This window comes from Gordonia prachuapensis, from assembly GCF_036350515.1.
Taxonomy (GTDB): Bacteria; Actinomycetota; Actinomycetes; order Mycobacteriales; family Mycobacteriaceae; genus Gordonia; species Gordonia prachuapensis.
In genome coordinates this window covers 191,320-217,621 of record NZ_JAZDUE010000002.1, presented here as the reverse complement: position 1 = coordinate 217,621, position 26,302 = coordinate 191,320, and the positions used below count along the sequence as shown (strand labels likewise).

At 67.7% G+C, this 26,302-nt stretch carries 22 protein-coding genes; 6 read left to right on the top strand and 16 right to left on the bottom strand.

The window, feature by feature from the left end; translation table 11 throughout:
• Positions 1–59: 59 nt before the first annotated feature.
• From V1Y59_RS03405 to moeA, 4 genes are all read right to left on the bottom strand, one after another.
• Complete coding sequence (locus V1Y59_RS03405) at positions 60–2,366, bottom strand: AAA family ATPase (RefSeq protein WP_330503427.1); 2,307 nt, start codon at positions 2,364–2,366, stop codon at positions 60–62.
• The gene (locus V1Y59_RS03400) at positions 2,363–3,397 is read right to left on the bottom strand and encodes a CDP-alcohol phosphatidyltransferase family protein (protein WP_330503426.1); all 1,035 of its coding nucleotides are present in this window, start codon (positions 3,395–3,397) and stop codon (positions 2,363–2,365) included. Before V1Y59_RS03400 ends, V1Y59_RS03405 begins: the two co-directional genes overlap by 4 nt.
• Before the next feature lie 3 nt (positions 3,398–3,400).
• The gene (locus tag V1Y59_RS03395; RefSeq protein ID WP_330503571.1) at positions 3,401–4,120 is read right to left on the bottom strand and encodes a phosphatidylserine decarboxylase; all 720 of its coding nucleotides are present in this window, start codon (positions 4,118–4,120) and stop codon (positions 3,401–3,403) included.
• A 121-nt stretch (positions 4,121–4,241) separates the two neighbouring features.
• Positions 4,242–5,456: a molybdopterin molybdotransferase MoeA gene (moeA, locus tag V1Y59_RS03390; RefSeq protein ID WP_330503425.1), complete on the bottom strand. Its 1,215-nt coding sequence runs from the start codon at positions 5,454–5,456 to the stop codon at positions 4,242–4,244.
• A gap of 66 nt (positions 5,457–5,522) precedes the next feature.
• Here moeA and V1Y59_RS03385 point away from each other — a divergent pair, with 66 nt between their 5' ends.
• On the top strand, positions 5,523–6,323 hold the full coding sequence (locus tag V1Y59_RS03385; protein ID WP_330503424.1) for an HAD-IIA family hydrolase: 801 nt from the start codon (positions 5,523–5,525) through the stop codon (positions 6,321–6,323).
• A gap of 249 nt (positions 6,324–6,572) precedes the next feature.
• Here V1Y59_RS03385 and V1Y59_RS03380 read toward each other — a convergent pair whose 3' ends face one another.
• The 4 genes from V1Y59_RS03380 to V1Y59_RS03365 form a co-directional block, all read right to left on the bottom strand.
• Positions 6,573–7,046 carry an SRPBCC family protein gene (locus V1Y59_RS03380; RefSeq protein ID WP_330503423.1) on the bottom strand — a complete coding sequence of 158 codons (474 nt, stop codon included), beginning with the start codon at positions 7,044–7,046 and terminating at the stop codon, positions 6,573–6,575.
• Between the two features lie 216 nt (positions 7,047–7,262).
• Positions 7,263–7,691: a DUF350 domain-containing protein gene (locus V1Y59_RS03375; RefSeq protein ID WP_330431489.1), complete on the bottom strand. Its 429-nt coding sequence runs from the start codon at positions 7,689–7,691 to the stop codon at positions 7,263–7,265.
• A gap of 123 nt (positions 7,692–7,814) precedes the next feature.
• Positions 7,815–8,927, bottom strand: coding sequence for an acyl-CoA dehydrogenase family protein (locus V1Y59_RS03370; protein WP_330503422.1), 1,113 nt, complete (start codon positions 8,925–8,927; stop codon positions 7,815–7,817).
• Positions 8,928–8,979: 52 nt separating this feature from the next.
• Positions 8,980–10,176, bottom strand: coding sequence for an acyl-CoA dehydrogenase family protein (locus tag V1Y59_RS03365; protein ID WP_330503421.1), 1,197 nt, complete (start codon positions 10,174–10,176; stop codon positions 8,980–8,982).
• 177 nt (positions 10,177–10,353) lie between these two features.
• Here V1Y59_RS03365 and V1Y59_RS03360 point away from each other — a divergent pair, with 177 nt between their 5' ends.
• Positions 10,354–10,971, top strand: a complete 618-nt coding sequence (locus V1Y59_RS03360) for a TetR/AcrR family transcriptional regulator (protein ID WP_330503420.1) — start codon at positions 10,354–10,356, stop codon at positions 10,969–10,971.
• Here the strand turns inward: V1Y59_RS03360 and V1Y59_RS03355 are convergent.
• Positions 10,957–12,213 carry an MFS transporter gene (locus tag V1Y59_RS03355; RefSeq protein ID WP_488803372.1) on the bottom strand — a complete coding sequence of 419 codons (1,257 nt, stop codon included), beginning with the start codon at positions 12,211–12,213 and terminating at the stop codon, positions 10,957–10,959. The two genes, V1Y59_RS03360 and V1Y59_RS03355, sit on opposite strands and share 15 nt — an antisense overlap.
• An 88-nt stretch (positions 12,214–12,301) precedes the next feature.
• On the opposite strand from V1Y59_RS03355, the gene V1Y59_RS03350 reads away from it, so the two are divergent.
• Both V1Y59_RS03350 and V1Y59_RS03345 read left to right on the top strand, forming a co-directional pair.
• Complete coding sequence (locus V1Y59_RS03350; RefSeq protein WP_330431484.1) at positions 12,302–12,916, top strand: TetR/AcrR family transcriptional regulator; 615 nt, start codon at positions 12,302–12,304, stop codon at positions 12,914–12,916.
• A gap of 29 nt (positions 12,917–12,945) precedes the next feature.
• The gene (locus V1Y59_RS03345; RefSeq protein ID WP_330503419.1) at positions 12,946–14,358 is read left to right on the top strand and encodes an amidase; all 1,413 of its coding nucleotides are present in this window, start codon (positions 12,946–12,948) and stop codon (positions 14,356–14,358) included.
• A 24-nt stretch (positions 14,359–14,382) separates the two neighbouring features.
• On the opposite strand, the gene V1Y59_RS03340 is transcribed toward V1Y59_RS03345, so the two are convergent.
• Positions 14,383–16,149 carry a PQQ-binding-like beta-propeller repeat protein gene (locus V1Y59_RS03340; protein WP_330503418.1) on the bottom strand — a complete coding sequence of 589 codons (1,767 nt, stop codon included), beginning with the start codon at positions 16,147–16,149 and terminating at the stop codon, positions 14,383–14,385.
• A gap of 1,125 nt (positions 16,150–17,274) precedes the next feature.
• Between V1Y59_RS03340 and V1Y59_RS23730 the strand changes: the two genes are divergently transcribed.
• Both V1Y59_RS23730 and V1Y59_RS03330 read left to right on the top strand, forming a co-directional pair.
• A complete protein-coding gene (locus V1Y59_RS23730) occupies positions 17,275–18,141 on the top strand; it encodes a hypothetical protein (protein ID WP_488803371.1) in 867 nt (288 codons plus the stop codon).
• 298 nt (positions 18,142–18,439) lie between these two features.
• On the top strand, positions 18,440–19,699 hold the full coding sequence (locus tag V1Y59_RS03330; RefSeq protein ID WP_330503416.1) for a hypothetical protein: 1,260 nt from the start codon (positions 18,440–18,442) through the stop codon (positions 19,697–19,699).
• Positions 19,700–19,795: 96 nt separating this feature from the next.
• Here V1Y59_RS03330 and V1Y59_RS03325 read toward each other — a convergent pair whose 3' ends face one another.
• From V1Y59_RS03325 to V1Y59_RS03300, 6 genes are all read right to left on the bottom strand, one after another.
• The gene (locus V1Y59_RS03325; protein ID WP_330503415.1) at positions 19,796–21,436 is read right to left on the bottom strand and encodes a solute symporter family protein; all 1,641 of its coding nucleotides are present in this window, start codon (positions 21,434–21,436) and stop codon (positions 19,796–19,798) included.
• Entirely contained in the window at positions 21,433–21,792 is a 360-nt protein-coding gene (locus V1Y59_RS03320) for a DUF485 domain-containing protein (protein ID WP_330503414.1), read from the bottom strand. The genes V1Y59_RS03325 and V1Y59_RS03320 overlap by 4 nt, the downstream gene beginning before the upstream one ends.
• Before the next feature lie 326 nt (positions 21,793–22,118).
• Positions 22,119–23,861: a sodium/solute symporter gene (locus V1Y59_RS03315; RefSeq protein WP_330503413.1), complete on the bottom strand. Its 1,743-nt coding sequence runs from the start codon at positions 23,859–23,861 to the stop codon at positions 22,119–22,121.
• Between the two features lie 4 nt (positions 23,862–23,865).
• Positions 23,866–24,237, bottom strand: coding sequence for a hypothetical protein (locus tag V1Y59_RS03310; protein WP_330503412.1), 372 nt, complete (start codon positions 24,235–24,237; stop codon positions 23,866–23,868).
• A 28-nt stretch (positions 24,238–24,265) separates the two neighbouring features.
• Positions 24,266–25,054, bottom strand: a complete 789-nt coding sequence (locus V1Y59_RS03305) for a LytR/AlgR family response regulator transcription factor (protein WP_330503411.1) — start codon at positions 25,052–25,054, stop codon at positions 24,266–24,268.
• A 30-nt stretch (positions 25,055–25,084) separates the two neighbouring features.
• Positions 25,085–26,302 carry a sensor histidine kinase gene (locus V1Y59_RS03300; protein WP_330503569.1) on the bottom strand — a complete coding sequence of 406 codons (1,218 nt, stop codon included), beginning with the start codon at positions 26,300–26,302 and terminating at the stop codon, positions 25,085–25,087.

Sequence of the window (26,302 nt, the reverse complement as noted above, 5' to 3'; positions counted from 1 at the left end):
ACAGTTCCGTCAGGACTGACTACGCTAGATCCTCCGACTCATCGTTATCCCGAGCCCGGTTATTGAACCCGCCGCTCCGCGAATGCCTTCAGGTTCGCCACCTGCGCGGCATCCAGCGACGGCCGCACCCGTCGGCGTGCGTCGTCGACGTCCTCGGGGCAAACGGTGGCGGTGTCGATGTCACGCCGCATCGCCGACAACGCCGCCTCACGCAGCAACGCCGAACAGTCGGCCGCCGAGTAGCCGTCCAGGTCGTCGGCCAGCGAACGCAGATCGACCCCGTCGGCCAGCGGCACGTTGCGTCCGGCCGTACGCAGGATCTCGGTGCGGGCGTCGGCGTCGGGCGGCGGGACGAACACCAGCCGTTCGAGTCGCCCGGGCCGCAGCAGCGCCGGGTCGATGAGGTCGGGCCGGTTCGTCGCGCCGAGCACCACGACATCCTGCAACGGTTCGACGCCGTCGAGTTCGGTCAGCAGCGCAGCCACCACCCGGTCGCCGACCCCTGAATCACTGGACTGTCCGCGGCGCGGCGCCAGCGCGTCGATCTCGTCGAGGAAGATCAGCGACGGTGCGGACTCGCGGGCGCGGGCGAACAGGTCGCGCACTGCCTTCTCCGACGACCCGACCCACTTGTCCATCAGTTCGGCGCCCTTGACCGTGTGCACCGACAACCGGCCGGATGCGGCGAGTGCTCGGACCACGAAAGTCTTGCCGCAGCCGGGTGGGCCGAACAGCAGGACACCTCGTGGAGGTGCGACGCCCAGGCGGGTGAAGGTGTCCGGGTGCTGCAACGGCCACAGCACCGCCTCGGTGAGCGACTGTTTGGTCTCGACCATGTCGCCGACCTCGTCGAGGGTGATCGACCCGACGGCCACCTCGGGTGAATCCATCCGGGACACCGGTCGGATCACCTCGAGGGCACCGAGCAGGTCATCGGTCCGCAAGCTGGGCGCCGGACGATCGTCGGCGGCACCCGTCACGCGGGCCGCCGCCCGCAGCGCCGCCTCGCGGGCCAGTGCGGCGAGGTCGCCCGCGACGAAACCCGGTGTGCGGGAAGCGATCATGTCGAGGTCGAGGTGGCCGTCGGTGGGCACGTCGCTGAGGATGACACCCATCAGGCGGGCCCTGGTCGCGGAGTCGGGGAGCCCGACGATCAGCTCGCGATCGCACAGCGACGGATCCCGCAGCCGGCTGTCGAGCCGAACGGCCTCGGCCGTGGTCGCGATGAGTGCGACGTGGCCGCCGTCGATCGCGGCACGCAGTTCGTCGAGGATCAGCGTGGACACGGGGTCGGCGTCCGCGGACTCACGCGGTGCCGGCAGCAATGCGTCGACGTCGGTGATGAGCAGCACCCCACCGGTGTCGCGCAGGTCGGCGATCGCCGACCGAACCGCGGCCAGGCGGGCGCTGCTCTCCAGCGCGCCGACGGTGGGCCCGTCGACGGCGGTCAGCGGCCGGTCCGCGCATACCGAGCGCACGAGGGTGGCCTTTCCCGCGCCGGCCGGCCCGGTGAGCAGCACACCCAACCGCGGCGCGGCCCCGAGCGTGCGCAAGACCTCGGGCTCGTCCAGCGTGATCGCCAACCATTCGGTCAGCCGGTTCACCTGTGCGTCGACACCGACCAGGGTGGACACCGGACGAACCGGCGGACCGGCCTGGGCTCGGTGCGACCGCACCCCTGTCGAACTCGACGATCGCGAGGGGGTCGACTCGGCCGACGACGCCGCGAACCCCAGTGCCGTGGATGCCGGCGGCGTCGGCCCCAGCGGCGTCGACACCGACCGGTGCGACGAGTCGTCACCCTCCAGACCCGCCCACAGGACCGCGGTGTTGGTCTGCACGCTCACCGGGCCGCCCGGCTCGGTGGCGGTGACGGTCAGCAGTTCGTTCGTCCAGGTGATCCCGACGGACACCGCGAGCGCCCGGGTCGCCGGCGCGGCGGTGAACTCCGGCCCGAGGTCGCGGGGGAGCAGGGAGACCGCATCACCGACCGAGACGACCTTGCCCAACAGGGCGCGGCGAAGGGTCGGCTCGTCGACCGTGCCCGCGGCCAACGCCGACCCGGACACGGTTACCCGTCCCGCGCCGTGCACGTCAACCGGGGCGATGACGACGGACGCGTTCTCCCGCATCCCGGCGTTGGCGAAGGTGATGTCGTCGAGCAGGGCGATGCCGGGCGGGTTGTCCGGACCGGCCGCGGCGAGCACCGCCGCGGTCACCCGAGCCCCGGTGATGGACGCCGCGTCCCACTCCCGCAGACCGAGGGCGGCGAGGACTTCCGGGTGAACGCGCACGATGCCGCGCCGGGCATCCGTCGCCGACGTGTTGACGCGCGCGGTCAGGGTCAGCTGTCCGGGGCTGGTCATCGACGTGACTCCTCGGTCGTCGGTGCGGGACCCGGCCGGTCGGTACCACCCGTCTCGCCGCCGGTGGGCCGCCGCAACCCCAGACGGGCCTGTGAGCGCGAAGCCGGGCGACGCGGTCGGCGAGGTTGTGCGCGCGCATCGGCCCGGCGTTCGGCGCGACGCTCCGACGGATGGGCCTCCCAGTGCTCGGGCCGCGACGCAACCCATCGCTGGTTGCGCCAGGCGAACGGGATGTGCAGCAGGTAGGCCGCGATGGCGATCATCATCAGCGTGTACGGAAAGGTCAGCAGCAGGGCCGCACCGATCGCGACCAGGATCAGCAGACCGGCGAGTGCCCGTGGCGGGATGGACGTCGTCTTGAGCGACGCGGTCGGGATGCGACTCACGGCCAGGAATGCGACGAACACGAGCCAACCGCCGACGACCGGCAGCGAGGTCCACCAGCCGGAACCGAACTGTTGCGACAGCCCGATGGGCAGCAGCGCGATGATCGCCGCGGCCGGCGCCGGAACGCCGACGAAGAAGTCGCGGGTGTATCCGGGTGCCTCGTCGTCGTCGATGATCGTGTTGAAACGCGCGAGTCGCAAGACGATCGCGCAGCAATAGATCAAGGCGAACGCCCAGCCGATGTCCTTGTCGGGCGTGAGCGTCAGATAGACGATCAGCGCCGGGACGACGCCGAAGTTGATCGCGTCGGCGAGGGAGTCGATCTCGGCGCCGATCCGCGTGGTGGCCCCCATCATCCGGGCGACCCGGCCGTCGATGCCGTCGAGCAGCGCCGCCGCCACGACCAGAGCCATCGCCAGGTCGATCTGACCGCCGTCGGCCACCCGTACCGCGGTCAGGCCGGCACAGATCGCCAGGATCGTCAGGGCCGACGGGACGAACAGGCGACCGGCCGCCGCCGGCCCGCGCAAACGGTTCCGCTCGGGTTGTGCCGCCGTCGTGACTGTCGTGCGGGTGCCGCGGGTCGGGTGCGCGGTCGGCGTGCGATGCGACGTGGGGCGCTCGGGCCGTCGGGTCGTGGCCATGGCTCAGCCGAGGGTCGCGAACAGGGTCTCGCCGCCGACGGCGCGCTGTCCGACCCGGACCTGCGGTGTCGTTCCCGCGGGTAGGTAGACGTCGACGCGCGAGCCGAAGCGGATGAGGCCGTAGGTGTCGGCGATCTGCAGGTCGTCGCCGACCGTGGGCTCACACACGATCCGGCGGGCGACGAGACCGGCGATCTGCACGACCGCCACGTCGCGTTCGGCCTCGGGGCACACCGGACACCGCAGCGTCATCGTGGTGCGCTCGTTGATCGAGCTGGCCTCGGCCAGGTCGGCGGAGACGAATGCGCCCGGGGTGTGGGTCACCGAGGTGACCCGGCCGGCGACCGGAACACGCTGGACGTGGACGTCGAAGATGGAGAGGAATGTGGAGATCCGGGGCAGCGGGTCGTCGCCGAGGCCGGCCTCCGGCGGCGGTACCGCCGTGTCGACCAGCGAGATCGTGCCGTCGGCGGGGGCGACGACCGCGCCCACGTGTGTCGGCGGGACCCTCCGCGGGTGACGGAAGAACAACGCGCAGGCGGCTGCGGTCATCGCCGCCGGGCGGGCGATCCACCGGTGTCGGCGGCCCGCGATGGCCACCGCTGCGGGAACTGCGACGAACGGCAGGCCCGACTTGTGGACGGGCGGGATGGTCTCACGTGCCAGGTCGACGAGATGACCTGCTCCGCCGCGCGTTCCGTTCGGCCGCGGACGCCTGGCCACCATCTACCTCCTGCACGATCGACCGGGCACATGCATCGTCATGGCCCACAGGCACCAGCTTAGAGTGTGCGATCGCGCCGACCCCGTGTCGGACGCCCCTCGGGACCGCCGCAGAGGAGGCTCACAACACGATCACCTGGACCGATGAGCCTGCGGCAACGGCATCGGTGTCGGCGGGAATGTCGATCAGCGCGTCGGCGCGGGCGAGATAGCGCAGATGATGCGATGCGGGCGGACCGATCGGGTCGACGGCCGGCCCGGAGTCGTCGGCCGACAGCACACCCCGGAGGAACTGCCGCTTACCGGCAGGCGAGCGGACGTCGGCGCTGAGTCGGGCGGTGAGCCGGCGGCGATCATCGGGTAGACCCATCGCGGCGCGCAACGACGGCCGGATGAACACCTCGAATGACACCAGCGAGCTCACCGGATTGCCGGGCAACGTGATGATCGGCACCCGACGACCGTTCGGACCGGGGTAGTGGCCGCAGCCCTGGGGCATGCCCGGCTGCATCGCGACCTTGACGAACTCGATGTCGTCGGCGCCGGTCAACGCGTCTTTCACGACTTCGAAGGCCCCGGCACTGACACCGCCGGAGGTGACGATCAGGTCGGCCCAACTGCTGATCTCGTCGAGTCTCGCGCGAAACGCGGTGACATCGTCGGTCACGTAGTGCAGATGGGTCGCGTCGGCTCCCGCCTCAGTGGCTGCCGCGGTCAGCATCGGTCCGTTGGATTCGTAGATCTGGCCGTGGCTCAACGGCTCGCCCGGTGTGACGAGCTCGGAACCAGTGGACAGCACGACGACCCGCAGCCGTCGCATGACGGCCACCTCGGTGATGCCGAGCGCGGCCAGCAGCCCGACCTGCGGGGCACCGAGCCTGGTGCCGGCGGGGATGGCAGGCTCCCCGGCGGTGATGTCGGAGCCGGCGAGGCGGATGTGCTTGCCCTCGGGTACCGCGGTGCGGATGCGCACCTCCTCGACGCCGCCATCGGTCATCTCGACCGGGACCACGGCGTCGGCGCCCACCGGCATCGGTGCGCCGGTCATGATGCGCGCGGCCGTTCCCGGCGCCAGCGTCAGGTGATCGGTCCGACCTGCCGGTATGTCGTGGGCCACCGGCAGCGCGATCGGCGATTCCTGTGTGGCCGAGTGTGTTTCGGCGGAGCGCACCGCATAGCCGTCCATCGCGGAATTGTCGAAACCGGGCAGCCCGAGCGGTGCGACGACGTCGGACGCCATGACGGATCCGAGGGCCTCGACGACCGGGACGGTCCGGGGCGTGGGATCGCCGAACAGGGCGGCGACGACGGTCTGGTGTTCGGACACCGATCGCATGCGCACAGCATGCCATCCCGGCCCGTCGGCCGTGCAGGGTGCCGCCGACGGGACTAACTTTGGACTATGGCGCTCGGTTTGCTGCTCGACATCGACGGGGTGATGGTCACCTCGTGGAAAGCGCTGCCGGGAGCGGTCGACGCGGTCACCGAGCTGTACGAGCGGGGTTATCCGCGCATGTTCCTGACCAACACGACCTCGCGGTCACAGAGCGACATCGCCAATGCGCTCAACGATTGCGGTTTCGACGTCGAGGCCGAGGAGATCCTCACCGCGGCGAAGCTCACCGCCGAGTATCTGACCGCCAACCATCCCGGCAAGCGGGTGTGGGTGCTCAACGAGGGGCCGATCGCCGACGACATGAGGGGCGTCGACCTCACCGATGAGCCCTCCGATGCGGAGGTGGTGGTCCTCGGCGGCGCCGGACCCGCCTTCGGCCATCGGTCGCTCTCGCAGGTGCTCGAGCTGATGGTGTCCGGGGTGCCGGTCGTCGCGATGCACCGGTCGATGACATGGTCGACGGCCGACGGCCTGTCCATCGACACCGGCGTCTACCTGGAGGGACTCGAGAAGGCAGGCGGACGCAAGATCAAGGCGATCGGCAAGCCGTCACCACTCGGTTTCCGCGCCGCGGTCGACATCATGCAGCTCGAGCCGACCCAGGTCGTGATGGTCGGCGACGACATGCACAACGACGTGCTCGGCGCGCAGGCGGCCGCGCTGATCGGTGTTCTGGTCCGCACCGGGAAATTCCGCGAGGAGGCGCTGCGGGCGCTGCAGCGTGACGAGTTCGGACCGGTTCCCGACCACGTCATCGATTCGGTCGCCGACCTGCCCGACCTGATGCAGAAGCTGTCGGAGCAGTAGGGCTTTCTACCCGTTGGTCGAGTAGCGCCCATTTTCCGCTGGTCGAGTCGTCCTTCTTCCGATGGTCGAGTAGCGGGCGAGCCGCCCCCTCCTCCGCTGGTCGAGTAGCGGGCGAGCCGCTAGGCGAGAACGCGTATCGAGACCTCCTGTGCGGCAAGAGGTCTCGATACGCCCCTCGCCTAGCGGCTCGGAACTACTCGACCAGCGGGGGAGGAGCGGCTCGGGACTACTCCACCAGCGGGGACCGGCTCAAGCAGCCCGCGACGCCGACGCCTCGGCCGCGCGCTTGATCTTGCCGAGAGTCTCGGCCATGCCCAGCTTCAGCTCGGCCTCGAAGTTGGTGGTGCCGCCCATGACCTTGTCGACCAGGAACGCCGACACCGCGGTGGTGCCGTCGCCGACCTCCCGCTTCTCGGTCACCTTCACGCCCGACTCCGACGGCTCGATGGTGTAGCTCCACACGGTACGGTTCTCGGCGACCCGGAACGCCAGCTCCTTGTTCGGGGCGAAGCGGACAACCTTCGAGGTGGTCGGCCACACGAGCGGGCCACGCCGGTTGACATTGATGGTCTTGGTGCCCAGGCCCACGCTGCCACCACGGACGATCATCTTCTTGCACTGCGGGCTCCACTCGCCCATGCGCTTGAGGTCGGAGATCACCGCCCAGACGTCCTCCGCGGAGGCGTTGATGACGATGGATTCCTCGATCAGGGGCGCGGCCATGCTGTTCTCCTCGGTGAGTGGCTTTGCGATTGCCACGAGACTAAGAGCTTGTTGTCTGGTGGTCAATAGCTAATTGTCCGCGAGTCAATAGCGTCCGACGGCGACTGCGCGCTGCGAAACGTCCGCGAGCATCACGCCTCGCAGCCGTCGACTGGATAATCCATCCGACGATGCGCAGCGGTGATCCAGCCGGACACCGAAGATCAGATTCGGCGGCTACAGCCCGATGGCGGCGCCGATGACCGCGCCGATCCCGATGAACACCGCGCCGCAGATCCAGCCCGCCGGATGTCCGTCGTCTTCAAGGAGCAGGGTGCCGAGCTTGCCGGGCGTCAACCAGTCCACGAGAACGAACGACCACATCATCACCGCGATCGCGAGCACCACATAGATGGCGGTGTAGAGAACGCCCCGCCACAGTTCGAGGGCCACCGAATCGCGTGCGCCGGCGACGAGCACGAGCGAGAGACCGATGACCTGGGCGGTCGCCAACATCACCGCGTTGCGGTTGTGGTCTAGCCAGATCAGGTTGCGCAACCGGCCCGGTGTCACGAGGTCCAGTGCCACGAATCCGAGGACCAGCAACACGATTCCCATGAGGCTGTAGGCGGCCGCGTCGCCCAGGTTGTCGCGCAGTTGATCCATGGGAGAAACAGTAGCGATCCGGGGCGGTGCAGGGCGCCCGAAAACGCCCAGGCCCCCGCCACCCCGTGGGGATCACTCCCTTCAAGGGCGGCAGGGGCCTGGACGGTCAGTTGTGAATCGACCTCAGCCGACCATCACCATCTCGTGGTCGCCGACCGTGCGTGCCAGGACCGACACGTGGTCGGCGGCATCGCCGAGAGTGTGCGAGATCGCGGTGAGCCGGCTCAGGTAGTGGCCGACCGGGTACTCGGCGGTCATGCCGATACCGCCGTGCATCTGCACCGCTTCCTGGCCGATGGCCCGGCCGGAGCGGCAGATCTGCAGCTTGGCGCGCGAGGCGATGGTCGGGTCGCAGATGCCGTCCGACAGCGCGGTCGTCGCGTACAGGCTCATGCTGCGGGCCAGTTCCAGCTGGGTGTACATGTCGGCGGCGCGCTGGGTGAGCGTCTGGAAGTGCGACAACGTGACGCCGAACTGCTTGCGGGTCTTCAGGTATTCGACCGTGAGGTCGAGGGCGCGCTCCATGGCGCCGACGGCCTCGGCGCACAGCGCGGTCTGAATGCCGACCTCGGCGTCGGCGATGACCTGCGCTGCGTCGCCGCTGCCCAGACGGACTGCGGCGGCATCGGCGAACTCGATCTGTGCGCCACGACGACGGTCGTGCGTCCGGTATGGGGTGCGCGTGACACCGTCGGCGTTCGCATCGACCAGAAACAGGCCGACGCCGTCGTCGGTGCGTGCCGACACGACCAGCTTGTCCGCGCAGTCGCCATGTCCCACAAGCACCTTGGTGCCGGTGAGCTTGCCGTCGGTGGCGGTGGTAGCGACCTTCGCGCCCGGCCAGCGGTCGCCGGCCTCGAGGTGGGCGAACGCCATCAGCAGTTCACCGGAGGCCAGCCCGCCGAGCAGCTCGGCGCGGGTGTCGTGGTCGGCGGTCGCGGCAACCAGCGACCCCGGAACGAGGACGGCGTCGAGGTAGGGCTCAGGTGCCAGGGCGCGACCGATCTCGGTCATCACGCTGGTGAACTCCACCGGCCCGGCGCCCATGCCACCGTCGTCTTCGGGGAAGGTCAGGCCGAGGATGCCGATGTCGGCCAACGACTTCCACACCCCCTTGTCCCAGCCGAGTTCGGTGTCGGTGACCTTACGCAGCGTCTCGACGTCGTACTTGCGGGTCAGCACTTCGCGCACGGTGTCGCGCAGCATCGTCTGTTCGTCGGAAAGTTCGAAATCCATGAAAGGTTCCCAGGTTCTCGTGAGTCGTGAAAAGTGTTGAGGCGGTGGGCCGTCAGAGGCCCAGCACGGCCTTGTCGATGATCTGGCGCTGAACCTCGGACGATCCGCCGTAGATGCTGACCTTGCGGTAGTTGAGGTAGGTCGGGACGGACAACTGCGCCCATTCGGGCGCCGCGATCTCGGCGGTGCCGTTGTCGGCGGACGCATCCAGGCCGGCGACCGGCAGCGAGTCTGCGCCGGCGATGTCGGCGAGCAGTTCCATGGCGTCCTGCTGCAACTGGCTGCCCCGCAGCTTCAGCAGCGACGACGCCGGGTTCGGCTTGCCATCCGCCGACGACGCGGCCACCCGCAGCTGGGTCATCTCGAGGGCGAGGAGGTCGTTCTCGAGTTCCGCGAGACGGGCCGCGAACAGCGGGTCCTCCAGGAGCGTGCCACCGGACGCCGTCGTGATCTCGCGGGCGAGTTCCTTCGCCTTGGCGAGCTTGGTCTTGGTGTAACCGATGCGGGCGATGCCGCTGCGCTCGTTGCCGAGCAGGAACTTGGCCTGCGTCCAGCCCTCGTTCTCCTTGCCGACGAGGTTCTCGACCGGCACTCGGACGTCGTTGAAGAAGACCTCGTTGACCTCGAAGCCGCCGTCGATCAGTTGAATCGGTCGCAGCTCCACGCCCGGGGTGTCCATCGGGAACAGCAGCATGCTGATACCCGCCTGCTTCTTGACCTCCGGGTCGGTGCGGACGAGGCAGAAGATCCAGTCGGCGAACTGGCCGAGCGTGGTCCAGGTCTTCTGGCCGTTGACGATGTAGTGGTCACCGTCGCGTACCGCGCGGGTCTTGAGCGACGCGAGGTCCGAACCGGCCTCGGGCTCGGAGAAGCCCTGGCACCACCAGATGTCGAGGTTCGCGGTCTTGGGCAGGAATCGTTCCTTCATCTCCTGCGACGCGAACTGCGCGATGACCGGCCCGATCATGCTGGCGTTGAACGCCAGCGGCTCCGGGACGTGCATCAGGCTCATCTCCTCGCGGTAGATGTGGCTCTGAATGGGGGTCCAGTCGCGGCCACCCCACTCCTTCGGCCAGCCCGGAACCGCGACGCCGTGCTCGTTCAGAACCCGGGTGGTGGTGACCAGGTCCTCGGGGAAGTTCATCTGGCCCGCCTCGGAGCGACGGCGGATCTCCTCGGGGACCTTCGCGAAGATGGCCCGCAACTCATCGCGGAATGCCTCTTCCTCGGGACTGAATTTCAGCTGCATGAGTTCTGTCTTACTCCTGGTCAGGGGATGTGGGGCGCAGACGCGAAACTCGATCGTGCCGGTGGCCCGGCGTCTGCTGACTAAGCGCTTGCTTAGTGATACCGTGCACTATGCCGCGACCAGCGGCCTCTGTCAATGTCAACGCAAAGTCAATGTCAACGGAACGGAGCCGGTCCGGTGTCAGTCGTGGAACAGCCGTCCCGCAGCGCGGCGGCTCGCTCTCGGCTGTTGAGAGCCGCGGTCGAGGCGTTCGCTGCCAAGGGGTTCGCCGCGACGACCACCCGGGACATCGCGACCGGGGCTCAGATGAGCCCGGCGGCGGTCTACGTACACTTCCGCTCCAAAGAGGAAGTGCTCTACGAGCTCTCTGGCGCCGGGCACCGCGCGTTCCTGAAGCTGATCGATGATGCCGATGACCCCACCCAGCCGCCCGCCGCGCGGCTGCGGGCCGTGGTCGGTGCGCTGGCAGCCCATCACGCCCGCGATCACGTGTGGTCGAGGGTCGTCAACTACGAGCTGGACTCGCTCTCGACGGAGCATCTCGATGCCATCGGGGTGATGCGCAAAGAGGTGGCCCGGCGGCTCGGCGCGATCGTCGACGCGGGGATCGCGAGCGGTGTCTTCGACGTCACCGACCCGAAGGCGACCACGACGTTGCTGCTGTCGATGGGCGTCGACGTCGCGCGTTGGTACCGGGAGTCCGGCGCGATGACGCCCGAGCAGATCGGTGAGTTCCAGGCGGACATGGCCGCGCGGATCGTCGGTGCTCGGGCCGACGGGTCAGCGCCGCGCTGAGAGAGTGCGGTCGGACTCCGCTGGGGCTGCCGTGTCCGACCCGTTCCTCCTCGTCGACCGTCGGCGGACACCTGCGGTCACGAGCGCACCGACCACCGCCAGCGTCAGCACGTAGGCCACGTACCCAACGACGGTCTCCTGCAGCCCGATGTGCGACACAGCCAGTCCGGCCACCACCGCGGGCAGGCTGAACGCGAGATAGCTGGCCACGAAGACCGATGAGAAAACCTGTCCGCGTTGCTGTGTCGGTGTTGCGGCGATGATGCTGTCGAGTGCGCCGAGGAACGTGGCGGCGAATCCGGAGCCCGCCACGATCGAGCCGACGATGTAGAGCGGCAGTGTCTCGGTGAGCACACCGGCCAGTGAGATGATCGCGCCGCCGGCGAGCGCCGGGTAGCCGTAGGCGAGTTTGGTGCTCGCCTCGCGCCCGGTGATCAGCAGCGAGGTGACGGCCGCGGAGGCGAAGAAGACGAACAGCAGTACTCCGGCCTCGGCGTGGTTGTCGACCCCGAAGACCCGGGCCACCACCGACGAGCCGAGGGACAGATACAGTCCGCCGAGCGACCAGGTGGCCACCAGGGCGGGCACCGCGGCGAAGAAGGCTCCACGCACCGCGGCGGGCAGGCGTACCTGCGGGGCCAGGGTCGTGACCAGGTGTCGTCGGGAGGTGAAGCCCACGCGCTCGGACGTCTCGGGCACCACGAGCAGGGCGATGAGGAGGGCCGCGAACAGGCCGAGGATCACCTCGTAGATCAGGAAGCGCGGGGCCGGGGCGTACTCGACGAGCAGCCCGGCGACCGCGACGCCGCCGGCGAGACCGATCGCCGGTGCGGCTCCGGTGATCGCCGACCCGAGACGCGGTGTCGGCTGAAGGTCGACGACGGTTGCGGTCAGGGTTCCCATGGCTGCGCCGGTGGCGAGGCCCTGCAGTGCGCGGGCGGCCATCAGAACGCCGACGTCGTCGGCGACGACGAACAGGATCATGCTCGCGATCAACAGCGCGAGTGCGACCGCGAGCACGGGTCGTCGGCCGATGTGGTCGGACAGAGATCCCACGGTGAGCAGACTGACCAGCATCGTGACCACATAGATCGCGAAGACCGCGGTCAAGGTGAACGCCGAGAATCCCCAGAGTTCCTGGTAGACGGGATACAGCGGCGACGGCGCGGCCGAAGAGAAGAGGACCATCACGAACGTGGCTGCGATCACCCAGAACGCGCGGTGTGGGTGTAGCCGAGTCATGAGATCTCCTAAAGCAAAGCCATTTGCGTTAGATTCAACGTAGCCAGATGACTTCGCTAAAGCAACTCGATTTGCAATAATGGCGTGTATGAGTGGTTCCAGCGCCGCCTCCCCGCGTCCCTCCGCTTCCGCGGACAGGGCGCGGCGACCGGGCGGACGCAGTGCGCGTGTGCAGTCGGCGGTCTTCTCCGCGGTCGGACAACTCGTGGGTTCCGGGCAGCGCGACACCATGACCATCCCGGAGGTCGCCGAGGTCGCCGGCGTGAACCCGACCAGCATCTACCGGCGCTGGGGTTCCATCGAGACTCTGCTCGGCGAGGTGGCCGTCGCCGCGTTGACCCAGGGTGAGCCGTTGCCCGACACCGGCGTGCTCGACGACGACCTCGCGGAGTGGTCGCGGATCATCGCCGCCGACATCGGCAGACCGAAGCGACGCGCGTACCTGCGCGCGATGGTGTTCGCCCGCAACGATGTGGTCGAAGAATGCCCGTGCTGGGAGATCCGCCGCGAGCAGGCGGAGGAGATGGTGGGCCGCGCCGCGCAGCGCGGCGAGGCCACGCCGTCGGTGCGTCAGATCCTCGACCATGTGATCGCGCCCCTCTACCACCATGCGGTGTTCGGCCTCGCGCTCGACGACACCTACGCGGAGACACTGACCGCCGATGTCATGCGCATGACCGAATCGGGCAGCGCATCGCGCTAGGGGGCGGTGCCGGGCGTTAGGCTCGGCTGATGCGCTGCGTTCATGCCTTCGGCGATGATGCACTCGGGGACCTGGACGGGGTGGGGGTGGCCGCCGCGATCCGGTCCGGGGAGATCTCGGCCGACGACGCGCTCGAGGCCGCGCTGGGCCGGATCGACAAGGTCGAACCCCATCTGAACGCGATCGCCGTCGACGACCGCGAACGCGCCCGCGACCGTGCCCTCGACCGTCGTTTCCCCACTGGATCGTTCGCCGGTGTGCCGTCGATCATCAAGAACAACACCGTGTTCGAAGGCCTGCCGGTGGGCAACGGCTCGGCGGCGATGCCCGATCTACCGGCGAAGGGCAACGAACCGTTCACCGAGCAGTTCCTGTCGACCGGCGTCAACATCGTCGGTGCCTCCACGCTGCCGGCCTACGGGCTCACGGCCACGACGGAGTTCGTTGACCGGCCGCCAACGCGAAACCCTTGGGACACCGACTATTCCGCCGGCGCATCATCGGGAGGATCGGCCGCGCTGGTTGCGGCGGGCGCGCTGCCGATCGCGCACGGCAACGACGGCGGCGGATCGATCCGTATCCCGGCGGCAGCGTGCGGACTGGTCGGGCTCAAACCGAGTCGAGGACGGGTGGCGCCGTCCGAGACGGGCCGCATTCTCCCGGTCGACATCATCTCCAACGGCATTCTCAGCAGAACCGTCCGCGACACAGCACATTTCATCGCCGACGCCGAACACTTCCGGCGGCCGGACGCGATGCCGATCGTCGGGCTCGTGGAGGGTCCGGGCACGCGGCGACTGCGAATCGGGATGATCACCGACACGGTCACCGGCCGTCCGATCGACGACGACACGTCGGCGGCGATCGCCGACGTCGCGGACCTGCTCACTTCGCTGGGACATCTCGTCGAGCCGACACCGGTCCCGCTCGACGAGACATTCGTGCGGCAGTTCACCGATTACTGGTCGATGCTCGCGTTCTCGATGGAGCGGGCCGGAAAGCTGTTGGTCGGCAAAGGCTTCGATCCGGATGCCCTCGATCCCTTCACCCGAGGGCTGTCGCGGAGGTTTGCGCGTGGATTCTGGCGTACGCCGTCAACCATCATCGGACTCAAGCGGGCCACCGCACGGTTCCGGACCGTCTACGACCGATACGACCTATTGCTGTCGCCGACACTGGCACACACCACACCGAGGATCGGATACCTGGACCCGGCAGGCGACTTCGACGAGATCTTCGACCGACTGGTGCACTACGTCGCCTATACCCCCGCGAACAACACCTCCGGTACACCTGCGATGAGTCTGCCCCTGGGCCGGACGTCGGACGGACTGCCGTTGGGCATCCACTTCGCCGCGGACTTCGGGCGGGAGCGCCTGCTCTTGGAGCTGGCATTCGAACTCGAAGCGGCACGGCCGTTCGCGCGGATTCAGGAGAGCTGAAGGCTGCTCACGTGTGACGGACGTTCAATTCATCGCGATGCGCTGCGTCGTGCAGTCGACCACAAGTGCTCCCGGCATTGTCCTGAGATCGAAGCGGTCTGAGGTGCACGGATCGGGCACCTGTTCTCGATCTCCGGTTCGGGAAATCGTCCACAGGTCGTAGTCTCTCGATGCCGATTCGCTCTCTGTGGTGCTCTCATCGAAGGGAACAAGGGACCCGGCCCCGACCCAGCTCTCGGCTAGCCCCTTCCACGGCAGCGGCACGCGCAGTGAGTCCTCGGCGTACAGGCCGGTCGGAATCGATGCCCTCGAGGCGATATCGAAGAGGGACAGCGAGTCCGAACCGGGTCGATCGGGTCTCCGGACCACCAGGGCGTCGCCGTCGATGAAGGTCGCGCGATCGCCGGTCGGGAAGCGGTGGGCCTCGCGGCCGGTGACGACGTTGATGAGTACGGCGGTCTCAGCGACTGTGTCGCGGGTTGGCGCGGATATCGTGGCGATTGCGTATTTCCCCTGGGTTCCATCGATCGAGACAGCGGTGTCGCCGCCGACATCGACACCGAGATCCGACCGGCGGATACGACGTTCTTCCCGACCCGTGGCTGCGTCGAGCACTGTGGCGATCACGTCCGAATCGTCACTGCAGGTCGTCAGTACAATCGATCGATCGGCCGTTCGCGGAGACGCGGGGCAGTACCCTTCCGTCATGGTCCGCGTCCACATGGGGTCACCGGTCCGTGGCGAGAGCGCCGTCCACTGCCAGCGCGGCGCGGCGTCCGCTTGCACATCGGTTTCCGGTAGCCGTTCGCGTTGCAGCAGAACCGAATCGCTGATCACATCGAATGGGCCATCCGAGTCGCCCGCGCTGTCCAGCCATTTGGTCCAGAGGTGTTCCCCGGTCGTCGCATCGAGGGCGATGTAGGGGTTACCTGAAGGGCCGTCCGAACCATACGCGAAGACCCTCGCCACAACGACACTCGACGCGCCAACTCCCGTGGACCATATCGAAGTAACTGTTGTACCGCGAGCGGTGAACCACCACAGGCGTTCTCCGGTGGCGCCGTTGTATCCCTCGATCGTGTCCTGCCCGTCCGGCACGTCGTCCGAGGCCTCGTTGACCACGGCGTAGCCTGCGCCCGCAACGACGAGACTCTGCTGAGAGTCGACGGCGTAGCGAACTTGGCCTGGGCGGTCAGGAATCGAAGGTACTGACACGTCGGAAGCAGTCTGCCCGTCGTACCACGGTGAATCATAAGTCGCGATGCCCACGGCGATCCCGCCCGCGAGAAGGACCGCCATCGCCGCCGCAACAGCGCGAATGGCCGGCTTTCGAGGTGACTCGGGCTCCGAAGTGAAATCGTAGTACGGCCGGTAGGCGCGGAATGCGACGAGAGCAAGCGCGATCACGGCAAAGCACGCGGTCCACCACGCTATGGCTGCGGCGGCATGGGCGTTGCCCGAGCCCGGAAGCCGCTGTTCGTAAGCGGCGCCACCGAATTCCTCCCGGGTATCGGGGCGATACCACGCGATGAGCCCAATGGCTCCGATGACCGCGAGCGTCGGCGCGGTCAGTGCGAGCAGATGTCGCCGTGACGTTTCCTCACTTCGTGAGACACCGGCGGCGAGATAGATCGAGACCAGAGTTCCGGCGACCCCAACCACCACGAAGGACTGACGAAGAAGAGCCATCGTGTCGTCGAGATCGTCGTGCACCACCGGCGGTGTGCGGTGGAACCACGCCCAGCACATTGCGGCGACCGAGACACAGACCAGACCGATGACCAGACCCAACCACAAACCGGGTTGGGGCATCATCCATCTCTCCTGGGACTCGGTGTCCTGGTCATCAGGTAGGTTCAGCTCGTCCTGCGTCTCAACCGGCACCGCGTGAGCGTATCGGCCGCTTCGCGACGGTCATTTGCTCGGATGACAGGTGACCGGCCGTGGCGAGGGAAAGGGCACGCTCGTATCAAGATCTCGCGACGTGGTGGGGACGAGAACGGCTGCTGGATCAGATCCACGAGTGTGGTTCTGGCGGGCACACGGATGTATCGGGGGCGTGAATTGCGGCGGCAGATCAGTGTCGGGGTCGCGGTGGGCAGCGGAATCGGCGCCACCGTGCTTGCGATCCTCGCGATGGTGTTCCGCAGACCGAGTGGGTGGGTCGGGGGCGATTTCGAAGCTGCGACGGTATACTTGGCGATCTCACTCGCTATCGGAACCGCGGTTGCTCTTCTTGTCATCGCACTCGCTGTTCTGCTGCCTCGACAGCTTCCGGTCGTAGAGCTCGCGTCGGCTCTGCTGGCCGGGACGACGGCCGCGACGGCGTTCGCCTTTCTGGCCCAACCTGTCCACGAGGCCGCGGCATCGATCTCGGGACCGGGTGCCTACACGGTGCTTGAACTCTCCCGGCTGTCCTGGGTGCTTTACACGATCGCAGCATTCGCGCTCCTGGCGGCGGCGGTCGATCCCGAACCTATTGGAAGCAGGGGCGGGGGTTGGAGGACCGTTGGGGTTGTCGGACTTGTCATCGGGATGACAGTGATCTTGGCCGGCGGTGCGATGATCGGGTCCTCGCGTACTGCACTCGTCCGGGCGGAGCCGATCGCAGTGGCTGCGACGCCTACCTCGATTGCAGATACTGAGGCGTATCGACTCCGGAGCGCGACACCTGGGCTCGTCGTGCCGGCGGGCCCCGGATTCGTCACCTTTGATTCGAGCGGTGTGCGCGCGTACGACGGGGCCTCGGGTGAGAGTCGGTGGCACTATCCGCGTGACCGCTTCCCCGAAGGGTGCACTGGTGACGGAGTGTGGTCGACAGGCACCAGCGTCGACAGCGTGGTGATGGTGCAGTGCTCTCGCGAAAACGAGGCGGACGACGACACACCCCACCCCGTGGTCTCAGGTTTCGACGCAATGACAGGCCGGCATCTGTGGACCAACGCCGAAGGGTGGGTCGTGCGTGCGCGTTCGGTGTCGGACGGTGACGGTGCTGTGGGTGTGTCGCGCTCCGACGGCGACGCTGAGCGAGTGGGTGCGCTCGACGTCCGGACCGGACGTCTGAGGTGGCAGCAAGCGGCGACCGAGTGCACGGATGTCGAGAGTGCCACGACCACCACAAGTTCGGTGGTTGTCGTCGAGTTGTGTCAGGGGGACAAGCGCACCGCTGCCATCTCCTACGATCTGGACTCCGGGTCATCGCAACGGATGCCGATCGAACTTCCGCGCTGGAGCGGCGCCGACGCCGCCATCCACTTCGACGTTGTCGCTGCGAGTGGGCCGCAGATGGCCATTCGTTACACGCTGGACCGCAGCGGTCATGAGGAAGCTCTGGCGATTGTCGACACCTCATCCGCGACGGTGAGAATTGATTGGGGACAATTTGATTGGTTCGTGACCGCTCCGGAGGCCGGGCTGATATCTGGGAACGTAACCCAGATCCGGTCGCACACCGGAGACGACGCCACTTACGTGCTGTCGATGCCCTCGGATGAACACCGCCGGATCGACAGACTCGACATCTTCACCGCGTGGCAAGGTGCGTCCCTTAACGCTTGGCGGTGGGCCGCGATCGGTGATCAACTGGTGACGGCGACCGACCGCGACGATGACGGATTCCGATTGGTGGTTGTGAACGACGACGGCTCATTCGAACGTCGAGCGTCGCCCTGTGGTGCAGATCCCGGAGGGGTCATCCCGGTCCCCGGCGCGGTTCTCGTCGTCTGCCCTCGTGAGCGCTACGAGAACAAGTCCCTGGGCTACGAGATCATCGCGTTGCGCTGAGTAGGCGCCGGCGGCTGCTACACGCGGAGGGTGCCGTGAGGCCACGGCCAGCGATCGTCGTTCACGCGATTCGTTCCCGTTTCCTCGATCGAAACAGCGGGAATGAAAACGGGGTGCGAAATTCCGTGACGGAACTCGGCGGCGGAGAACTGGCGCACAATCGGTTACAACGTGATAAACCTGAGCGTGACGGCCTGGTTGACTGCAACGCTCCCGTCGCAATCGGGCTGTCGAGTCGTCCGACCGTCTCGAGGAGTCCGAAGTGCGTCGTGCCCTGAATTCGATTCTCATGTCCGGCATGGCAATTGCCACTGCCGGCGCCGTGTATGCCGGCACTGCCGTCAGTCCGATCGCCAACAATCCGCCCCCCGTCCCACAACCGATAACCGCAACGGAAGTGGTGTCCACCCACGTTGTTCCGACCGCATTCGTGAACCCGTTCGTCACCTGGGGCGAGTTCATCGGGGATACCGCCGGAAACATCGGCAACATCGGCCGGCTCGCCCTCTCCGAGCCGCCACCGATCATCATCAAGGTCGTCGGAAATCAGATAGCGAACGTCAGGTATCTGATTCGTGCCGGCGCGGGCAATATCGCCGCGCTGGGGCCGGTGATCGCCAGTATCCCCGGCGCGGTGCGTGACGGCTTCTCATATCTCATCAACGGTGAGTTGTTGAGGGCGGGCGCCGCCGTCCTTGCCCCGGCCGGAGAAGCGGCTCGCATTCTGCTTCTGGGCACGGCGGGCGCATTCGCGACCGTCGGCGCGCACATCGTCGGCAATGCCGTGCGCGCCGGAGCGCTGGCCCTGCTTCTGGTGGCTCCGGCGGCGCTGGGCACCGTCGCATCCGTCGGGATCGTCGCGGGCGCGATCAGCGTGCGATTTCTCGGTGCACTGGTACTGGGCAACTGGCCCACCGTGATCAGCGAGGTCCTCAATGCGCCGCCGCGTCTCCTCGACGCCGCTCTGAACGGGGTCGAGGGCAATCTCGGCTTCAGCTTCTCCCTACCGATCATCGGATCCGTCGGTGTCCAGGCCACCTTGGGGCTGCCCGGTCTGCTGGGTGGCAATCCCACCGGAGTGACCGTCGATGCCCCGTTCTTCCGGCCTATCGACATCATGGTCGGTGGCAACGGAGGTGTCGTTCCCACGCTGCTCCGCATCCGCAGCATCATCGCCGACGCGCTCCGGCCCATCGATCCGGAACTGGTCCCCGGCGGAGGGGGTGGCTTCGGGAGCAGCGACCTCGGCAGCAGCGCCGCCAACGTGACACAGATGCCCGCGCCACAGCTTCCCGCAGCACCGATGCCGATTCCCTCACCGCTCCCGGCGATCGAGCAGGGCATCACGGATATCGAGCGCGGGGTGGCCGACATCCAGCACAAGGCCGCAGACGTGACCACGGTGGTCAACGACACGATCGATCAGGTGACGGCCGGACTGGCTCCTGCACCGGCGACAGCGGCGCCGCGGCCGGCGCCGACCCCCGCAGACGTTGTGGGAGACATCCAGAAGGCCTCGCAGGACATCATGTCGATCGTCACCCGACCGGCAGCATGAGGTGACTGCCTCGAGGTGAGCAAGCCGAAAGTCGGGGTGGCTCAGCGAAATCCGCTGAGCCCCCCCGACTCATTTTCTGGTGGTGAGAACCGAAACCTAGTGCACCACTGCCTTCTCCGCACCCACACCGGTCAGCGAGCGAACTTCCATCTCGGCGTTGCGTTCCGGCGTGCCGGCGTCCTTCGGCGTCGTCAGCGTGCCGACGATACCGAGGATGAAGCCAACCGGGATGGACACGATGCCCGGGTTGGACAGCGGGAACCACGCGAAGTCGGCACCGGGGATCATCGCCGACTCCGAACCGGACACGGCCGGCGAGAAGACGATCAGCACGATCGTCGAGCTCAGGCCACCGTAGATGCTCCACAGAGCGCCGCGGGTGTTGAACCGCTTCCAGTACAGCGAGTACACGATCGTCGGCAGGTTGGCCGCGGCGGCGATGGCGAACGCCAGAGCCACCAGGAAGGCGATGTTCTGCCCGTTGGCCAGGATGCCCAGGATGATCGCCATGATGCCGAGCACCACGACGGTGTACCGCGACACCTTCACCTGATCGTCCTCGCTGGCCTGGCCGCGCTTGATCACGCTGCCGTAGATGTCGTGCGCGAACGATGCCGACGCGGTGATCGCCAGGCCGGCGACGACGGCGAGGATGGTCGCGAACGCCACCGCGGAGATGATGCCGAGGAGCACCACACCACCGAGTTCGAACGCCAGCAATGGCGCCGCGGAGTTCTGTCCGCCGGCCGCGTTGCGGATCTCGTCCGGCCCGACCAGCGCGGCCGCACCATAGCCGAGAACCAGCGTGAACAGGTAGAACGCGCCGATCAGGGCGATGGCCCACACCACCGACTTACGGGCTTCCTTCGCCGTGGGCACCGTGTAGAAGCGCATCAGCACATGCGGCAGACCCGCGGTGCCGAGCACCAGCGCGACGGCCAGCGAGATGAAGTTGATCTGCGACTCCAGCGACCCGCCGTACTGCGCGCCCGGTGCGAGCACGTCACGCGCGGCGACCTGCTCATCCGACGATCCGCTGATCGCATCCTGCGCGGACCCGAGGATGCTGGACAGGTTCATGCCGAACTTCGCCAGCACGATGACGGTCATGATCGCGGCACCCGCGATGAGCAGCACCGCCTTGATGATCTGCACCCAGGTGGTGCCCTTCATGCCGCCGATGAGCACGTAGACGATCATCAGCGCGCCGACGATCGCGATCACGATCGACTGGCCGACGCGGCTCTCGATGTCGAGCAGCAGCGCGACAAGGCCACCGGCGCCGGCCATCTGAGCGAGCAGATAGAACAGCGACACCATCAGTGTCGAGATGGCCGCCGCCAGGCGCACCGGCCGCTGCCGCAACCGGAAGCTGAGCACGTCGGCCATGGTGAACTTGCCTGTGTTGCGCAGCAATTCGGCGACGAGCAGCAGCGCGACGAGCCACGCCACCAAGAAGCCGATGGAGTAGAGGAACCCGTCGTAGCCGTACACGGCGATCGCGCCCGCGATACCGAGGAAGCTCGCCGCGGACAGGTAGTCACCGGCGATCGCGACGCCGTTCTGCGGCCCGGAGAAGCCGCGACCACCGGTGAAGAAGTCGGCCGCGGACTTGTTGTTCTTGCTCGCCCGGATCACCACGTACATGGTGACCGCGACGAACGCGAGGAAGATCGAGATGTTGGCGACGGGACTGCCAACGGTCGCGGCGAGGTCGTAGGTCTGTACGGAGCTCATACCGTGAGCTCTCCTTCCATCTTCTCGCGGATCGCGGTGGCCCGGGGATCGAGCTCACGGTTGGCGAACCGCACGTAGAGACCGGTGATCACGAACGTTGACACGAACTGCAGGAGTCCGAGGATCAGCCCGATGTTGATGTCGCCCCACACCTTGGTGGCCATGAAGTCGTGGGCGAAGGCGCCGAGCAGAACGTAGAGGGCGTACCAGAGCAGGAAGAACGCCGTCAGTGGGAAGACGAACCGGCGCAGTCGATGCCGCAGATCCTGAAACTCCGGGCTGGCTTGGACCTCCAGCCATTGCTCGCCCGTCGGCGAGGTCGCCGCCGCGCCGGGCGGTTGTTCGGTCGTGGACACGCCTACCTCCTGAAAATGTCTGTGATGACTCTCGGTTGGCAAGCGTATTGAGGTGCAGGTCACAGCAGAATGCCGTGGCATGGGTCACACGCTGAAGTCGGTTGACTGTGCGACGGGCGGTCGGTGACGGCCGACGAGCGGTCGAGTGGATGAGGGTCTGGAAGGTCTCGATACGCGTCCTCGCTGCGCTCGGAGGCTACTCGACCAGCGAGCGATTTCCGCCGGGCGAGCGATTTCCGCCGGTCGAGTAGCGCCGTGCGAGCTTGCGAGCCCGACGCGTATCCGCCGGATCGAGCTCTGTCGAGATCGAGACCACGTGACCAGACCTACTCGCTCGGCAACCTCTCGATCCCCATCCCGAGCCGTTCGGGGACGTGCATGCGGGCGAAGGTGCGTGACAGATCGTCGGGCACCCTGCGTCGGGTCGCCAGACTGACGATGATCATGGTGGCGAACGCCAGCGGGACGGTGATCAGCGCGGGATACCCGATGATCTCCGCAGGCCAGCCGCCGAGGATGTCGTTGCGCACCACGCCGGCGATCGCAAGGCTGGTCGCGGCGCCCGAACTCAGTCCCCCGACCACGAGCCCCGCGACCGCTCCCGGCGCGGTCAGCCCACGCCACCATATACCCAGCACGAGAAGCGGACACAGCGTCGACGCGGCCACCGCGAAGACGAGGCCGACCGTGCGCGACAGTTCGAGGGACGCGGCCGCCAGGGAGAGCCCGATCGGGATCAGGCCGCCGATGAGCGCGGCGATCCGGAAGTCGCGGACCCGGCCGCGCAGCACATCGGTGGAGAGTGCGCCGGCGATGCTGACCAACAGGCCCGACGACGTGGCCAGGAACGCCGCGATCGCACCGGCCGCGACCATCGCCGCCAGGATCTGGCCGGGTATGCCGCCGACGGCCGCGGCCGGCAGCAGCAACACCGCGGCGTCGGAGGTGCCGGTGATGAGCAACTGTGGCACGTACAGCCGGGCCAAGACGCCCAGGATGGTGGGGAACAGGTAGAACAACGACAGCAGCCCGATCACCGCGAGCGCGGTTCGGCGCGACGACCGTCCGTCCGGGTTGGTGTAGAAGCGCACGAGCACATGCGGCAGCCCCATGGTGCCGAGGAAGGTGGCCACGATCAGCGACAACACCTCGAACAAGGGCTGACGCCCACCGAGCCCGCCGCCAGAGGTGATCCAGCCTTCGCCGGTTGTCGGCGCGCCTTCGACGACAGGTGTGGCGGCGCCCGCCTCGAGACGGATGACCGTACCGGCGCCGAGTTCGTGGGTGCCGGTCGTCGGGATCGGTGCTGCCTCGACCTGCTCGCCGTCGAGCATCCCGGTGACGGTGAGCCCGTCGGTCTCGGGCACGGTCACGGTGACCGGGGTGGTCACGTCGACCGTGGTCGCCTGATCGACCCGCGGCGGCACGGGGTCGCCGAGCGCCGACCGGTCGTTGAGGAACACCATCAGCAGCACCAGGGCGGGCACCGCGATGGCGGTGAGTTTGAGCCAGTACTGGAACGCCTGGACGAAGGTGATCGACCGCATGCCGCCGCCGACGACGTTGACGATGACGATCGCGCCGACCCCGACCGCACCCGCCCACACCGGCGCACCCAACAGGATGTTCAGCGTCAGCCCCGCCCCCTGCAACTGCGGGATCAGATACAGCACGCACACCACCACCACGACGGTCATGGCGGTGAGCCGGACGGCGCGCGAATTCAACCGGAACTCGGCGAAGTCGGGGACCGTGTAGGCGCCCGAGCGTCGCAGCGGGGCGGCGACGAACAGCAGCAGCCCCAGGTATCCGGCGGTGAATCCGATCGGGTACCAGAGCGCGTCGGCGCCGTACTTCGCGACGAGCCCGGCCACGCCGAGAAAGGAAGCCGCGGAGAGGTATTCACCGGAGATCGCTGCGGCGTTCCAGCGCGGGCCGACGCTGCGGGAGGCGACCAGGAAGTCCGACGTGGTCCGCGACAGGCGGCCACCATAGGCGCCCACCGCGACCGTCGCGATCGCGGCGAGTGCCAGCGCGACCGCGGTGAGGGCATCGACGTCGGTGTTCACGCGCTCACGTCTCGTCGTCGACGACGCGCAGGAAATCCCGCTCGGCCTGCTCGGCGAAGTGGACGTAGATGCGCCCCGCGACGTACAGCAGCGGGTAGAGGGCGAAGACGAGCACCAGCCAGTTCAGTCGGATGCCGAGGAAACTCGCGGTCGTCAGGGCAGGGAAGAGGGTGCCGGTCAGCGGGATCGCGACGATTACGACGACGACGGCCACCGCCAGGCGCAGCGCCAGGCCGAGCTGTGCTCGCATCAGGCCCCGCACGAGCGCATCGCCGACCTCGGTCTGCTCTTGGACCTCCATGCGCGTGCGCATCATGCGCGCTCCGCGGCGTTGTGCGAGTACGACGCGCTCTCGGCGCGGGGGGTGGTCGGTCATGATGCCACTCGAGATCGGTTCATCGCCTTCAGGTTTCGCTGTCGGCGCGGATCTGGCGCATCGGGTCCCGGACGAGCAGATCCTTGAGTTCACGGAGTTGGCGTCGGCTCACCGGCAATTCCACGGCCTCCGACGCTCCGTTGGCGCGTACGCACACGACCGTCGACGATCCCTTGGCCCGCAGGCCCGTGATCATCCGCACCGCCACCAGGTAGGAGCGGTGCACCCGCTGGAATCCGTGGTCCTGCCAACGGGTGGCCAACGTGGACAACGGGATTCGCACCAGGTGGGATCCGGAGTCCGAGTGGAGGCGGGCGTAGTCGCCCACGGCCTCCACCCAGGAGATGCTGTCGCGGCGGACCAGTGACGTGACCCCCGAGAGCTCCACCGGGATGACCTCGTCGGAAGTGGACGGGCGCGATGGCCCCTCGGGCGGGCGCTGCTGCGCACTGTCGCGCGCGGCAGTCAGCCTCGAGATCGCTTGTGCGAGTCGCTGTTCGCGCAACGGTTTGAGGAGGTAGTCGACGGCCCCGACGTCGAACGCGTCGACCGCCTTGTCCTCGTGGGCGGTCACGAACACCACGCCCGGTGGCTCGGCATATTTCCGGAGCACGCCGGCGAGTTCGAGGCCACTGAGACCGGGCATGTTGATGTCGAGGAACAGCGCGTCGATGCGCCGCTCGCTGAGTTCGCGAAGCGCATGGGTGGCGTCACCGGCGGTGAACACCTCGTCGACCTCGGGTTGTCTGCCGAGGAGGTAGGCGAGTTCGTCGAGCGCTGGCGGTTCGTCGTCGACCGCGAGGACGACCAGGGGCATGACCCACCTCCTTCGACTCGACCGGGATCGTCAGGCCCGGATACCGGCGCGGAATTTGGGGACCCGCATTCCGACCCGGGTACCGGCGCCGACGCCCGTGTCGACCACTAGACCGTAGTCGTTGCCGAATGCGGCGCGCAGCCGATGGTCCACATTGGTGAGCCCCACGTGTGCGCCGTCGGACTCACTCCGCTGCGCCGGGTCCCCGCCGCCGTCCAGCGCGTCGATGTCTCCCGATCGCAGCAGTTCGGGGTCCATCCCGACGCCGTCGTCCTCGATGGTGATCACGCAGTCGGTGCCCTCGTCGGCGGCGGTGATCGTGATGGTCCCGCCGCCCTTGCCGGCCAGGCCGTGCCGTACGGCGTTCTCCACCAGCGGCTGCAACGCCAGGAAGGGTACGACGACGTTGAGCACCTCCGGTGACACCTGTAGTCGGACGTCCAGGGACGGCCCGAACCTCGCCCGTTCGAGGGTGAGGTAGCGGTCGATGTTGCGCAGTTCGTCGGCGAGGACGGTGTATTCGCCTGCCGCCCGGAAGGAGTATCGGGTGAAGTCGGCGAAATCCAGGATGAGTTCGCGGGCGCGGTCGGGGTCGGTGCGGACGAACGACGCGATCGTGTTGAGGGCGTTGTAGATGAAGTGCGGGCTGATCTGGGCGCGCAACGCCAGCACCTCGGCGCGGTCGAGCCGAGCCCGGGACGCCTCGAGTTCGGCCAGTTCGATCTGGCTCGACACGTACCGCGCGACCTCGCCGACCGCGCCCATCATGCCGGGCCCCGGACGGTGATTGGTCACGACGACCAGGGTGCCGACCCCGGCGTCGTCGGCGACCAGCGGTTGCGCGATCAGCGCTCGCACACGCGATTCCGTCCCGCAGGGATCGTTGACCAGGACCCGACGCTGGTCGACCTCGGCGGTGTGCGCCGCGTGCGCGGCGGCGTCGGTGAGAGCGCCGCCCCACAGTGAGTCGTCGTCGGGTTCGCATGCCAGCAGTTCCCCGTGTGAGTCGTACAGGGCGAGCGCGTCCGCCGTGGTGAGGTCGCGCAGGTGGGGCAGCGCCTCGTGTGCGGACTCGGCGGAGAGCCCGGTGCGCAGTGAGCGCGCCGCCTGCGACGCCGTCTGCAGGGCGAAGTGCACGGCCCGTTCGGTCGGCGTGGTGACGACCCGGCGGGTCCGGATGAGCACCACGGCCGCGACCACGACGACGACCGCGATGATCGCGAGTGCTATCGCCAACTGGCCGGACAT

What these genes read in the sequence shown, in the direction of transcription:
- V1Y59_RS03405 (WP_330503427.1), bottom strand. Translation starts at nt 2,366, where the DNA reads ATGACCAGCCCCGGACAGCTGACCCTGACCGCGCGCGTCAACACGTCG.
- V1Y59_RS03400 (WP_330503426.1), bottom strand. Translation starts at nt 3,397, where the DNA reads ATGGCCACGACCCGACGGCCCGAGCGCCCCACGTCGCATCGCACGCCG.
- moeA (WP_330503425.1), bottom strand. Translation starts at nt 5,456, where the DNA reads ATGCGATCGGTGTCCGAACACCAGACCGTCGTCGCCGCCCTGTTCGGC.
- V1Y59_RS03385 (WP_330503424.1), top strand. Translation starts at nt 5,523, where the DNA reads ATGGCGCTCGGTTTGCTGCTCGACATCGACGGGGTGATGGTCACCTCG.
- V1Y59_RS03380 (WP_330503423.1), bottom strand. Translation starts at nt 7,046, where the DNA reads ATGGCCGCGCCCCTGATCGAGGAATCCATCGTCATCAACGCCTCCGCG.
- V1Y59_RS03375 (WP_330431489.1), bottom strand. Translation starts at nt 7,691, where the DNA reads ATGGATCAACTGCGCGACAACCTGGGCGACGCGGCCGCCTACAGCCTC.
- V1Y59_RS03370 (WP_330503422.1), bottom strand. Translation starts at nt 8,927, where the DNA reads ATGGATTTCGAACTTTCCGACGAACAGACGATGCTGCGCGACACCGTG.
- V1Y59_RS03365 (WP_330503421.1), bottom strand. Translation starts at nt 10,176, where the DNA reads ATGCAGCTGAAATTCAGTCCCGAGGAAGAGGCATTCCGCGATGAGTTG.
- V1Y59_RS03355 (WP_488803372.1), bottom strand. Translation starts at nt 12,213, where the DNA reads ATGACTCGGCTACACCCACACCGCGCGTTCTGGGTGATCGCAGCCACG.
- V1Y59_RS03350 (WP_330431484.1), top strand. Translation starts at nt 12,302, where the DNA reads ATGAGTGGTTCCAGCGCCGCCTCCCCGCGTCCCTCCGCTTCCGCGGAC.
- V1Y59_RS03345 (WP_330503419.1), top strand. Translation starts at nt 12,946, where the DNA reads ATGCGCTGCGTTCATGCCTTCGGCGATGATGCACTCGGGGACCTGGAC.
- V1Y59_RS23730 (WP_488803371.1), top strand. Translation starts at nt 17,275, where the DNA reads ATGACAGGCCGGCATCTGTGGACCAACGCCGAAGGGTGGGTCGTGCGT.
- V1Y59_RS03330 (WP_330503416.1), top strand. Translation starts at nt 18,440, where the DNA reads ATGGCAATTGCCACTGCCGGCGCCGTGTATGCCGGCACTGCCGTCAGT.
- V1Y59_RS03325 (WP_330503415.1), bottom strand. Translation starts at nt 21,436, where the DNA reads ATGAGCTCCGTACAGACCTACGACCTCGCCGCGACCGTTGGCAGTCCC.
- V1Y59_RS03310 (WP_330503412.1), bottom strand. Translation starts at nt 24,237, where the DNA reads ATGACCGACCACCCCCCGCGCCGAGAGCGCGTCGTACTCGCACAACGC.
- V1Y59_RS03305 (WP_330503411.1), bottom strand. Translation starts at nt 25,054, where the DNA reads ATGCCCCTGGTCGTCCTCGCGGTCGACGACGAACCGCCAGCGCTCGAC.
- V1Y59_RS03300 (WP_330503569.1), bottom strand. Translation starts at nt 26,302, where the DNA reads ATGTCCGGCCAGTTGGCGATAGCACTCGCGATCATCGCGGTCGTCGTC.